General features: G+C 70.3%; 11 protein-coding genes. 3 read left to right on the top strand and 8 right to left on the bottom strand.

The genetic code is table 11. From position 1 onward, the window contains the following. The first annotated feature begins 1 nt into the window (after nucleotide 1). From G6039_RS18145 to G6039_RS18135, 3 genes are all read left to right on the top strand, one after another. Nucleotides 2-487 (top strand): hypothetical protein, encoded by a 486-nt coding sequence (locus G6039_RS18145; protein ID WP_006933635.1) that lies wholly within the window; start codon nucleotides 2-4, stop codon nucleotides 485-487. 194 nt (nucleotides 488-681) lie between these two features. Further along, nucleotides 682-1,908: a Na+/H+ antiporter NhaA gene (gene nhaA / locus G6039_RS18140; RefSeq protein WP_037201635.1), complete on the top strand. Its 1,227-nt coding sequence runs from the start codon at nucleotides 682-684 to the stop codon at nucleotides 1,906-1,908. Between the two features lie 171 nt (nucleotides 1,909-2,079). Then, entirely contained in the window at nucleotides 2,080-5,094 is a 3,015-nt protein-coding gene (locus G6039_RS18135; protein WP_043800042.1) for a UPF0182 family protein, read from the top strand. 126 nt (nucleotides 5,095-5,220) lie between these two features. On the opposite strand, the gene G6039_RS18130 is transcribed toward G6039_RS18135, so the two are convergent. The 8 genes from G6039_RS18130 to G6039_RS18100 form a co-directional block, all read right to left on the bottom strand. Continuing rightward, the gene (locus G6039_RS18130; protein WP_043800038.1) at nucleotides 5,221-6,000 is read right to left on the bottom strand and encodes an ABC transporter permease; all 780 of its coding nucleotides are present in this window, start codon (nucleotides 5,998-6,000) and stop codon (nucleotides 5,221-5,223) included. Next, a complete protein-coding gene (locus G6039_RS18125) occupies nucleotides 5,997-6,731 on the bottom strand; it encodes an ABC transporter ATP-binding protein (protein ID WP_006933645.1) in 735 nt (244 codons plus the stop codon). Before G6039_RS18125 ends, G6039_RS18130 begins: the two co-directional genes overlap by 4 nt. Then, on the bottom strand, nucleotides 6,728-7,306 hold the full coding sequence (locus tag G6039_RS31295) for a TetR family transcriptional regulator (protein ID WP_006933647.1): 579 nt from the start codon (nucleotides 7,304-7,306) through the stop codon (nucleotides 6,728-6,730). The genes G6039_RS18125 and G6039_RS31295 overlap by 4 nt, the downstream gene beginning before the upstream one ends. Nucleotides 7,307-7,380: 74 nt before the next feature. Further along, on the bottom strand, nucleotides 7,381-8,205 hold the full coding sequence (locus G6039_RS30720; RefSeq protein WP_235194065.1) for an ABC transporter permease: 825 nt from the start codon (nucleotides 8,203-8,205) through the stop codon (nucleotides 7,381-7,383). Between the two features lie 63 nt (nucleotides 8,206-8,268). Next, on the bottom strand, nucleotides 8,269-8,982 hold the full coding sequence (locus G6039_RS30715) for a hypothetical protein (protein WP_235194064.1): 714 nt from the start codon (nucleotides 8,980-8,982) through the stop codon (nucleotides 8,269-8,271). Beyond that, on the bottom strand, nucleotides 8,979-9,893 hold the full coding sequence (locus G6039_RS18110) for an ABC transporter ATP-binding protein (protein ID WP_043800036.1): 915 nt from the start codon (nucleotides 9,891-9,893) through the stop codon (nucleotides 8,979-8,981). Before G6039_RS18110 ends, G6039_RS30715 begins: the two co-directional genes overlap by 4 nt. 30 nt (nucleotides 9,894-9,923) lie before the next feature. Continuing rightward, on the bottom strand, nucleotides 9,924-10,628 hold the full coding sequence (locus G6039_RS18105; RefSeq protein ID WP_043800035.1) for a TetR/AcrR family transcriptional regulator: 705 nt from the start codon (nucleotides 10,626-10,628) through the stop codon (nucleotides 9,924-9,926). A gap of 65 nt (nucleotides 10,629-10,693) precedes the next feature. Beyond that, nucleotides 10,694-11,932, bottom strand: a complete 1,239-nt coding sequence (locus G6039_RS18100) for a cation:proton antiporter (protein ID WP_029543196.1) — start codon at nucleotides 11,930-11,932, stop codon at nucleotides 10,694-10,696. Nucleotides 11,933-12,000: the final 68 nt, after the last annotated feature.

Genomic DNA, 12,000 nt, shown 5'->3' with positions numbered 1-12,000 from the left:
CATGCGAACATCGAGGAGAGTCGTACCGGCTGCCGCGGCGGCGCTGGTAGTGGCACTCGCGGTCGTCGGATGCGGCACCGACGACTCGTACCCGAGCGAGTCGGCGCAGACGACCACCGAGGCAGCCCGGGAAACGGCCCCGCCGACCGGCACGGCCGAGTCCGAGCCCGGGCCGGCGGGTACCGAGACGCAGGGCACCGAGGCACAGGGCACCGAGACGACGGATGGAATCCCGGCCTATCAGCCGTCGACGCTCGTCAGCCGGGCGATCGGCTCGGCCGTCCTGACGACGTCCGACCCGATCGAGCAGGTCAGCACCTTCTACCTCGACTTCGTGGACCGGGAGGGCTGGCAGACGGTCTCCGAGAGCGTCACTCCCTACAGCACGAGTCTCACGATCAGGAAGCCGGGGAAGGGCGCCTCCATCTCGGTGTCCTCGGGCGGGGACGGGACGCTGGTCTCGATCAGCACCTATCCGTCACCCTGATCCGTCGCCCTGACGGGGCATCCCGGCTGTCTCGGCTCGGATCCGGGCGCCGGGTGGGATACGGTGGAACCGGTGCGCCGGGAAGTCTGGTCGGCAGACGACGACTGCTGCCCGACATCCGAGGACATTCGATGACGACACCCTTCGCCCGCCTGCCGTTGCTCTCCCGTGGATCGTGGGAGGAATCCAAGCGGGTGGCCGAGATTCTCCGCAAGGAGACCGTCGGTGGTGTCCTGCTGCTCATCGGCGCGCTCGCGGCCCTGGTCTGGGCCAACACCCCGTGGTCCGACGCCTACCACAGCCTCCGCGACACCACGGTGGGGCCGTCCGCGCTGCACCTGGACCTGTCACTCGGGACGTGGGCGGCCGACGGTCTGCTGGCCATCTTCTTCTTCGTCGTCGGCCTGGAACTCAAGCGTGAGTTCGTCGCCGGCGACCTGCGGGACCTGCGGCGCGCCGCCGTGCCGATCACCGCAGCGGTGGGAGGGATGGCGGTACCCGCGGCGGTGTTCGTCGCGGTGAACCTGCGCGGCGGAGCGGACGCGCTGACCGGATGGGCGGTGCCCACCGCCACCGACATCGCCTTCGCCGTGGCCATCCTGGCCGTCATCGGGACGCATCTACCGGCGGCCCTGCGCACCTTCCTGCTCACGCTCGCCGTCGTCGACGACCTGCTCGCCGTCACCGTGATCGCGGTGTTCTACACCGATGAGCTCGACCTGGCGTATCTCGGGCTCGCGATGCTCCCGCTGCTCGCGTTCGCCGTGGCGGTGCAGCGCGGCATCCGGGCCTGGTGGCTCCTGGTGCCGCTGGCGGTGCTCACGTGGTTCCTGGTCCACGAATCCGGTGTCCACGCCACCGTGGCCGGCGTCCTGCTCGGTTTCACCGTGCCCGTCGCCCGCAGGACGCGCACCGGCACGGAGGCTATGGCCGAGCAGTTCGAGCATCGGCTCCGGCCGCTGTCGGCCGGGGTCGCCGTCCCGATCTTTGCGTTCTTCGCCGCCGGCGTGACGATCGGTGGCCTCGACGGCCTGGGTGAGGCGCTCCGCGATCCGATCTCGGTCGGTGTCGTCGCGGGCCTCGTGCTCGGCAAGGTCGTCGGGATCTTCGGCGTCACCTACCTGATGGCCCGGTTCACCCGCGCCCACCTGGACGAGGGACTGAGCTGGCTGGACGTGCTCGGCGTCGCGCTGCTCGGCGGCATCGGCTTCACCGTCTCCCTGCTGATCGGAGACCTCGCCTACGGCGCCGGCACCGTCGCGGCCGACCACGTGAAGGTTGCGGTCCTCGTCGGCTCCCTCACCGCGGCGCTCGCCGCGTCGGTGGTGCTCCGCTCCCGGAACCGCGCCTACCGCAGGATCGCGGAGCTCGAGTCTCTCGACGAGGACCAGGACGGGATCCCTGACGTCTACCAGCACTGAACCCGGCGGGGCCTGCACGACCCAGTTCTGTGCGGGAGGAATCGGCGCCGGTCGGCGATTCCCTGGGCGGAGTGATGTCCCCCACCTAGAATGGGTGGACGGACATCGCGGCCGCATCGTGTGGACCCGGCCCCGTCCACCGGCCGCCGCGGTGCATGCGGGCGATCGGAGGTGGACGTGCATCCCTCCGAACCAGGGCGGTTGCTGCCGCGCCCGGCGCATCGGGCGATCGTCGCCCTTCTGGTCCTCTTCGCTCTGCTGATCGCCGGACCCCGGCTGATCGCGGTGTACACCGATTGGCTCTGGTTCGGAGAGGTCGGCTACCGGGAAGTGTGGGGCACCATCATCGTGACCCGGTTGGTGCTGTTCGCCGCGGTCACGCTGGTGGTGACCGGTCTGCTCTTCGGGGTGACGGCGTGGGCGTACCGATCGCGACCGTTGTTCGCCGTCGGCCCGGACGATCCGATCGAGCGGTACCGGATCGTGGTGCTGAGGCGCCCGAAACTGTTCGCGATCGGTATCCCGTTGCTGCTGGGACTGTTTTTCGGCCTGAGCGCACAGAGTCAGTGGGCCAGAGTGCAGCTGTTCCTCCACGGCGGATCATTCGGTAGCGTCGACGCGCAGTTCGGGTACGACGTCGGGTTCTACGTCTTCGACCTGCCGTTCTACCGGCTCGTGCTGACGTGGGCGTTCCTCGCGCTGTTCCTGGCACTCGTGCTCTGCACGGCCACCCACTACCTTTTCGGGGGACTACGGCTGCCGTTCGCAACCGGCGCCGGGGACCGTCGTGGTGCCACCGGCGCGGCGGGTGCGACGACGCGCGCCGCCCGAATCCAGATCGCCGTGCTCGCCGGGAGTTTCGTCGCGCTCAAGGCGGTCGCGTACTGGTTCGACCGCTACCAGCTGCTGTGGAGCGGCCGGAAGGAACCGACGTTCACCGGGGCCGGATTCACCGACATCAACGCGGTGCTGCCGGCTCGCCTGATCCTCGTGGCGATCGCCGTGCTGTGCGCGGCAGCGTTCTTCGCTTCGATCCTGCTGGACGACCTGCGGGTGCCGTTGATGGCAACCGCGCTGCTGGTCCTGTCGTCGATCGTCGTCGGTGGGATCTTTCCGGCCCTCACGGAGCAGTTCTCGGTGCGCCCGAACGCGGCCGATCGCGAGAGCCCGTACATCGAGCGCAACATCGCCGCGACCAGGCAGGCGTACGGGATCGAGGCCGATCGCGTCGAGTACCTCGACTATCCCGGGGTCGGAACCCGGCCGCCGCGCGAGATCCCGGCCGACGTCACCACGATCGCCAACGCCCGGCTGCTGGACCCGAACGTGCTCTCGAGGACCTTCACCCAGCAACAGCAGCTGAAGAACTTCTACGGTTTCACTCCGCAACTGGACATCGACCGGTACACCATCGACGGGGAGGTCGGCGACTACATTGTCGCCGCCCGGGAACTGTCCCCGAAGAGCCTGAGCGGCAATCAGACCCAATGGATCAACCGGCACACCGTCTACACCCACGGCAACGGATTCGTGGCGGCGCCGGCGAACCGGGTCAACGCCGCCGTCCGGGACGCAGCCGCGGCCGGAAGCGGCAGCGACAGTGGATACCCCATCTACACGGTCAGTGACATCGCTTCCCAGGCTTCCGGTCGGCAACTGATCCCGGTCGAGCAGCCGCGCATCTACTTCGGCGAGCTGATCGCGGCGTCGGACCCGGACTACGCGATTGTCGGCGGGTCCGCCGGTGCGGCGCCGCGCGAGTACGATACGGATACCTCGCAGTACACCTACACCGGCAGCGGGGGCGTGCCGATCGGAAGCTGGATCAACCGGCTGGCGTTCGCGGTCCGGTACGGCGAGCGCAACATCCTGTTCTCCGGCGCCATCGGAGCGGACTCGAAGATCATCTTCGATCGCGATCCGAAGACCCGCGTGGAACGGGTCGCGCCGTGGCTCCGCACCGACGGCAATCCGTACCCGGCGGTCGTGGACGGACGGATCGTCTGGATCGTCGACGGGTACACCACCCTGGCGCACTACCCGTACGCCCAGGCCGGCGCGTTGCCCGACGCCCACGTCAGCGATACCGGCCGGCTGCTTCCGGGTGAGCCCGTCTCCTACATCAGGAACTCGGTCAAGGCCACCGTGGACGCCTACGACGGCACCGTCACCCTCTACCAGGTGGACACGAACGACCCGGTGCTCGCGGCGTGGATGGGGGCCTTTCCCGGCGCCGTGCAACCGCCGGAATCGATCACCCCGGAACTGCGCTCCCACTTCCGTTACCCCGAGGACCTCTTCGGTCTTCAACGGGACCGGCTCGCCAAGTACCACGTCGACGACCCGCGGGAGTTCTTCACCAACAACGCGTTCTGGTCCGTCCCCAGCGACCCGACCTCCGAGGCCGTGGGGTCGCAGCCGCCGTACTACGTGCTGGTCGGTGACCGGGAGAGCGCGGCACCGTCCTTCCGTCTCGCCAGCGCGATGGTCGGGTTCAACCGCGAGTTCCTCTCCGCCTACATCTCGGTGAACTCCGACCCGGACGGCTACGGCCGGATGGAGGTGCTGCAGCTGCCGACCGACACACAGACCCAGGGGCCGCAACAGACCCAGAATTCGATGATCTCCGACACCCGGGTGGCCTCCGAACGCACCCTGCTCGAGCGGTCCAATCGGATCCACTACGGCAATCTGCTGACGCTGCCGATCGCGGACGGCGGGGTGCTCTACGTCGAGCCCCTGTACACCGAACGCCTCACCAGCACCGCCGACGGTTCGACCTTCCCGCAACTGTCGCGAGTGCTGGTCAGCTATCGCGAACCCAGCGCCGGCGGCGTCCGCGTCGGATACGCACCCACCCTCGCCGAGGCCCTCGACCAGGTCTTCGGTGCGGGGACGGGCCGGATGGCGACGGCGCCCGGCGGCGACGCCGCGACCCCGCCACCCCCCGATCCTGCGGCGACCGCTCCGCCACCCGAGGAGGGCGCGACGGTGCCGCCGCCCACAGCGCCGCCCGCAGAGCCGACCCCGGAGCAGCTCACCGATGCCGTCCTCGAACTGAACAGCGCCCTGGCGGATCTGCGCGACGCCCAGCGCACCGGCGACTTCACGTCGTACGGCGCCGCACTCGACCGGCTCCAACGTGCCATCGACAACTTCCTGGCCGCCGGGGGCAGCCTCAACTGAGGGCTCATGCCCTCGTCCGGTCCGCGGCCCGTCCCTCGGTCGGGCCGGGCTGCGTTCCACAGCCGCCGTCCGGCCTCCCTCGGTCGGCCGCCCGGCGACGATCGAGCTTCGGTCCCTGGGGGAGTCCTAGTGCACGAGGGCGAGCCGGCGCCACGACCACAGCGTCAGGCCCGCCGAGACGGCAGGAATGACGAGGGCGAGCGCGAGTTGCGGACCGGTGACGGAACCGGCCTGCGGTCCCGCCGCCCACAGGCCCGGAGCCGAGAACGGGAACCAGCCGCCCGCTCCGGCCATGACCGCCATCTGGGCGACGACCACCACGGCGATGATCGTCCCGACCGCGGGCAGGTATCCCCGCGCAACGGTGGCGACCCAGGCGCAGGGGAATGCGAGTCCCGCGGTGAGCAGGGCGACGGCGAGGAATCTGCCCACGAGCGCCGGCGTCCCCGGGTCGAGGGGCTCGTCGTCGACGAGCGTTCCCGCCACCACCGCCAGTGCGGCGCCCAGCGCGAGGCTGGTGGCGGCCGCCCACGACAGCAGGATCAGCAGCTTTGCGGCGGCGAGGGCCGGGCGGGAGACCGGCGCGGCCCACAGACCGGTGATCGTTCCGTCGGTGAACTCGCGGCCGAAGACCCAGCCGATGACCACACCGAATCCGAGAAGCCCGCCCACCGAGACGATGGTGTCGGCTGCGGCGAACAGTCCCGCTCGGCCGCCGTCGCCGACGATGGTCTGCGCCTTACCCGCCATCACCGCGTTGGCACCGTGCACGGACTGCAGGGTCAGCACGCACATGGCCACCACCCCCGTCGTGAGAAGGGCGGTGGTGACCCATACGGGGCGTGCCCGCCGGAACTTGGCCCACTCGACCGTCAGCGCGGCCCGGATCTGCTCGGAGGTGGTCATCGTCGCGCCTCGCTGTCGCGGTACACCAGGTCGAAGAACTGCCGCTCGAGATCGATTCCGTCCGGGTCGAGGGAGCCGACGACGCGTCCCTCGTTGACGGCTGTGATGCGGTCGGCCACGCGGGCGACCTCGTCGAGATGGTGGCTGGACACCAGCGTCGCCGCGCCGCGCTCCCGGCTGCGCTGCAGCAGCGTGCGCAGCAGCATGATCCCGGCCGGATCGAGCGCATTGGTCGGCTCGTCCAGGATCAGCACATCCGGGTCCGCGATCAGCGCCGCGGCCAGACCCAGCCGCTGCCGGTTGCCGAGGGAGAGTTTCCGTGCGCTGGTCCGCGCCCACCGGGACAGGACCAGTTCCTCGATCCACCGGTCGGCCGCGGCGGTGGCGCCCGCCGCGGACAGGCCGGCGAGGCGGCCCGCGATGCGCAGGTTCTGCGCGACGGTCAGTTCGGGATAGGCCAGCGGTGTTTCGACCAGGTGCCCGACGCCCGTCCAGTGCCGCGCCGGCATCGTCGACGGCGCCAGGCCCCGCACGCGCACGATTCCGTCGTCGGGCTCGATCATGCCGAGGAACAGGCGCATCAACGTCGTCTTTCCCGCCCCGTTGAGGCCCACGAACGCGTGTACCTCGCCCGCCCGCACCTCGGTGGTGACGCCCTCGAGTACCGGCGCGGAGCCGTAGCGTTTGCACACGTTCCGGCACTCGAGCACGACGTCGCCGACCTCGGTCACGGCACCTCCCGTGGCTGCCGTGAGGGACGGGCCTCCGGTGCGAGCTGGTGCAGGGCCGACGCAATCCGGTTGCCGAGAGCCTCGTCGCCGGTTTCTGCCCAGTCCGTCAGCGCCGCCATGAGTGCGCCCATGCAGGCCCCGGCGGCCACTGCGGCCTCGAGTCGTCGTGTCCCCGGTTCGGCGAGCGCGGCGGCGACGGCCTCCTGGGTGCGCAGGGTGTTCTCCCACATCCGCGCGCGCAGCCGGGGGTGTGCCGCGACGATCCGCAGGCGAGTGCGCACGTCCCCGAGATCCGTCTCGGGAATCAGCGCCCAGGCGTCGAGGATCCCCCGGCACGCCCGTTCCAGCGGGCTCCGGTCCGCCGGCTGCGCGGCCACGGCGTCCGCAATGACAGGGTCGTAGGGATCATCAAGCAGAACAGCGTCTTTGGATGGAAAGTACCGGAAGAAGGTCATGTGCGACACCCCGGCGGCGGAGGCGATCCGGTCGACGGTGACGGCGTCGTAGCCGTCCTCGGTGAACAGCTGCACCGCCGTTGCCTGGATGCGCTGCCGGGTCCGCTCGGACTTGGACACCCCATAATGTTAGCCACTAACAGTTCGGGCGATCAAGGGGTGTGCCGCCACTGCCCGGTCCACCCGGCGGGTTCTCACGTACTCACGACGTCGCGCTTCCGGAACGCGGCCAGCCCTGCCGCCGTGACGAGCGCGGTGAGAACGACGAGAGCGACGAAGGAGCCCGCGGCGAACGGTTCGAGCGGCATCTGCCGGACATGGTTCAGCGGGGAGAGGACGCCGGCGCTGTCGGGCAGGTCGAGGATCGGTCCGAAACTGCCCACCAGGTAGCCGTAGACGACCAGCACCCAGACCAGATCGAAGGCGCGGGGGGCGAGACCGAACAGCGCCGCTCCGATCGCCGCGATGCCGAGGACGGCGGGGGCGTATCCGAGATGCGCCCATACCGATGCGGGCACCCGAGTCGGCTCCCCGGTGGACGCCGCGGCCCCGAGCCCGGTCCCCACGCCGGCGAGTGCGAGGAGTGCCACCACGCCCAGAGCGGTCACGGACAGCCCCGCTGCCATCCATCCGGCACGGCTCGTAGCTGTCGCCAAAACGGGCTCGATCCGGCCCGACTGCTCCTCGCCCCGCAGGCGGCGGACGGACAGGATCGCGAAGCAGGAGGCGAGGAAGGCCGTCGTGTATCCGGTCAGGCCCAGGAAGCCGTCGACGAGATTCGCGGCCGAACCACCGATGAGCGCAAGAATGTCCTCGGGCAGGTTCGCAAAGCTCTCGGCGATCGAGCCGGTCAGGGAGCCGTAGAACGACCCCATCAGCGCCAGGCCCGCGCCCCACCCGGCGATGCTGCCGCGCTGCTGCCGTAGCGCCAGGGCGAACGGGTTCGCCAGCGCCGGTGCCGCCTCGGCCCGGCCCGGCCGTGGCGGCACCAGTCCGGCCCCGAGGTCGCGACGGTCCACGACACGGTACGCGGCCGCCGCGGCGGCCGCCGCGAACCCCAACGACAGGGCCAGCGGGCCCCATCACGGATCGACGAATGCTCGCGTCTGCTGCGACCAGGCGACGGGGGACAGCCAGGACACCGCGCTGCCGTGCCGCTCCAGGACGTCGCCGACGCCCCGCACGACGAAGGCCGTTCCCAGCGCCGCTGCGGCCAGTCCTGTGGCGGTGCGCCCGTGTTCGCACACCTGGCACACCAGGGCGGTGAGCGCGGCGAAGAACAGCCCCAGCGCCGCGAACCCGGCCGTGAACAGCACCGCCCCGCCGGCGTCCGCCCCGGCGGCCGTCATTGCCGCGCTGCCCGCCACGACGAGGGCGGCGTTCGCGACGACTGCGGTCGCCAGGGCCGCGGTCAGCGGGGCGCGCCGGCCCACCGCGCCGGCCAGGACGAGTTCGGTGCGACCGTTCTCCTCCTCGCCCCGTGTGTGCCGGACGACGAGGAGAATGTTCATGAACGCGGCGGCGACCAGCAGGTACAGCCCGTACTGGTTCGCGACGAACGCCTCGAGCGTGGGGTCGTCCATGCCGTAGCCGGGACCCGACATCATCACCCCTGCCGGGTTGTCGGCGAAACCGGCCACGCCGCGGAGGTCCTCGGCGACCGGGTACGCCAGCTGCAGGGCGGCGACGAAGTACGCCGCCAGGGCCGAGATGCCGATCACCCACAGCGGCAGCTTGATTCGATCCCGGCGCAGGTCGAAGCGGACGAGGGACGCGGTCCCGGTGAAGGTGTTCATCGCACGCCGCCCACGCCGGCGATCTGTCGATCGCTGCCGTAGTGGCGCAGGAACAGCTCCTCGAGCGACGGCGGTGCGCTCTCGAGGCTGCGGACGCCGTACTCCGCGAGCCGGCGGACCACCTCGTCGAGGTGAGCGTTGTCGACCTCGAACACGGTGTGCCCGTGCTCGTTTCGCAGCGCGTGCACGCCCTCGGCCTGCGCCAGGCCGGACGTGTCGAGGTCGGTGCGGACCGTGATCGTCGACCGGGTGAGATGCCGCAGCTGGGCCAGCGACCCGGATTCCACGGTACGTCCGTCCCGGATGATGGTCACGGTGTCGCAGAGCTTTTCCACCTCGGCGAGGATGTGACTCGACAGCAACACCGACGAGCCGCGCTGCTTCGCTTCGGCAACACAGTCCTGAAACACCCGTTCCATCAACGGGTCGAGGCCGGACGTCGGTTCGTCGAGGACGAGGAGCTCCACGTCCGAGGCGAGTGCCGAGATCAGCGCCACCTTCTGGCGGTTGCCCTTGGAATAGGCGCGGCATTTCTTGCGAGGGTCGAGTTCGAAGCGTTCGACCAGCTCGGTGCGGCGCGCACGGTCGGCCCCTCCCCGCATGCGGCACAGGAAGTCGATGGCCTCGCCGCCGGTGAGCGACGGCCACAGGTCGATGTCGCCCGGGACGTACGCGAGGTGCCGGTGCACTTCGACGGCGTCGCGCCACGGATCGAACCCGAGCACGGATGCGGAGCCGCCGTCGGCGCGCAGAAGCCCGAGCAGGATCCGGAAGGTCGTGGACTTGCCGGCACCGTTGGGGCCGAGGAAGCCGGCCACTTCACCGCGGCCGACGTGCAGGCTGAGACCGTCCAGCGCGGTCGTGGCGCCGAACGTCTTGGTGAGGTCGTGGACCTCGACGATCGTGTTCATGATTGTGTCCTGGGGTAGGCGGGTTCCGGATCAGGAAGGGGGAGCGGCGGATTCGCCGCCCCCGGCGCCCGCCGGCGGGTCCGGGACGTACATCAGGTAGTCGTCGAGCAGCTTGCGGCTGGTGAGCAGACCCTCGGAATACAGCTCGAGGGCCGGTGCGGTGACGGTCTCGGTCAGGTGCCGGAAGAACCCGGTGAAGTCTCCGCCCCGCAGGAGTTCCGGGTGCAGGGTCATCTGCAGCAGCATCGACCCCACGCTCATGCCGGTGAGCAGGCGGGCCCGGGCGCGGTTGTCCCGGGAGGGCCGGATCAGCCCGTTGCGTTCGCCCTCTGCGAGGTAGTCGACCACGTCGTCGACCAGGTGATCGAAGAACTCCGCCGCGCTTTCGCCGCCGGCCTGGAAGGTGCGGGCGACGTAGACGGCGAGCGGGGCGTACTGCTCGGCCCGCCCGAGTTGCGCCAGCCACGGACCGGAGTCGCCGGTGGCGAGGGTCGTCCGCTTGGAATCGCGGATCTGTCCCAGGACCCACTCGTCGCACGCACGTCGCAGGTCCTTCTTGGACCCGAAATAGTGCACGATCAACGCCCCGCTCACCCCCGCGTCCGCGGCGATGGTCCGCAGGCTCGCGTCGAAGCCGTCGCGAGCGAAACGGAGGATTGCGGCCTCCCGGATGCGCGCCGCGGACGTGAGGTCCCGGCGATCGGCTGCCGAGAGGCGACCCGGCGTTGAACGCATGGTCAGTATATTAACCGAGTGTTCAATCGTCGGCAAGAGCCGGGAGGAGGCCCGCCCCGAGGCGCCTACGGCGGACCCTTCACGCGGGCGTTGTCGAGCATGCGCATCACCCTCGTCGCGCTCACCCCGTGCACGAGGACGGAGAGGACGACGGTGAAGGCGACGGCGGCCCACAGCTCCTGCTCCTGCGCGATGTCGAGCTCCGCCGCCGCGTACGCGAGGTAGTAGACGGAGCCGATCCCGCGCACGCCGAAGAAGGCCGTGACGCGGCGTTCGCGGACATCCATCTCGTCACAGCCCAGGAGCGAGACCCAGCCGACCACCGGCCGTATCACGAGGACCAGGGCGGCGCCGACGAGAACCGACCCCCACGACAACTCGGCGAGCAGGCCGGTGGTGAGGCCCGCCCCCAGCAGGAGCAGGACCGCCAGCGTGAGGACGTGCTCGAGCTGCTCGATCAGGCTGTGCATCTCGGCGTGGTACTCGTGTGCGCGTTCGATGCGCCGCATGGCCACGGCACACACGAACACGGCCAGGAAGCCGTAGCCGCCGATCAGTTCGGCGATTCCGTACACCGCGAACGTGGCGGCGAGCGCGACGATCGGTTCGCCCCGGTCGGCCAGCCGGACGTGCTCGACGGGGAAGTGGAACACCGCCCGCCCGACGAGATGGCCCGCCAGCCCTCCCACCACGGCGCCCAGGACGATCTTGCCGAGCAGCTCCCACAGCACCCAGGAGATGATCCAGTCCTCGATCGGTCCCTTCGTGAACAGGAACAGCGCGAGGTAGACGAACGGGAACGCCAGCGCATCGTTGAGGCCGGCCTCGGAGGTGAGCGCGAACCGCACTTCGTCGTCTTCGCGGTGGGAACCCTCCCCGGACGTGGGGCCCTCGACCTGCACGTCGGACGCCAGCACGGGATCGGTGGGAGCCAGGGCGGCCCCGAGCAGTACCGCGGCCGCGGGGGTGAGGGCCGCGGCCCACCAGCCCAGCACCGCGACGGCCGCGATGCCGAGGGGCATCGCGATCAGCAGCAGCCGCCGGGTGGACTTCCACGACCGCCACCCGAGGGGACGGTCGATCGCGAGGCCCACGCCCATGAGCGCGACGATCACGCAGACCTCGCTGAGGTACTCCGCCACGGCCGGGTGCCCGCCGGGAGTGAGGGCTTCGGCGTTGTCGAACAACAGCCCCAGCACCGCGCCGGCCACCAGCACGATCATGGGTGCCGAGATCGCCCGGTTGTGGAACAGCCGCGGCACGGTGACGGCGAGAAGCAGCGCGAGCCCGGCGGAAACGTAGATGATCGCGGTGTCCAGTGCCGTGGCCTTCGTTCGCTGCGACGTGGTCGGCGCAAGGATGCCCAGGCGAC

This window comes from Rhodococcus aetherivorans (assembly GCF_011058165.1).
In the GTDB taxonomy this organism is placed as follows: Bacteria; Actinomycetota; Actinomycetes; order Mycobacteriales; family Mycobacteriaceae; genus Rhodococcus; species Rhodococcus aetherivorans.
Note: the sequence above shows the minus strand (reverse complement) of the source record. Positions and strands in the feature narration are given on the sequence as shown.

Coding starts and splice junctions, on each gene's coding strand:
- G6039_RS18145 (WP_006933635.1), top strand. CDS start 2: ATGCGAACATCGAGGAGAGTCGTACCGGCTGCCGCGGCGGCGCTGGTA.
- G6039_RS18130 (WP_043800038.1), bottom strand. CDS start 6,000: ATGACCACCTCCGAGCAGATCCGGGCCGCGCTGACGGTCGAGTGGGCC.
- G6039_RS30715 (WP_235194064.1), bottom strand. CDS start 8,982: ATGAACACCTTCACCGGGACCGCGTCCCTCGTCCGCTTCGACCTGCGC.
- G6039_RS18110 (WP_043800036.1), bottom strand. CDS start 9,893: ATGAACACGATCGTCGAGGTCCACGACCTCACCAAGACGTTCGGCGCC.
- G6039_RS18105 (WP_043800035.1), bottom strand. CDS start 10,628: ATGCGTTCAACGCCGGGTCGCCTCTCGGCAGCCGATCGCCGGGACCTC.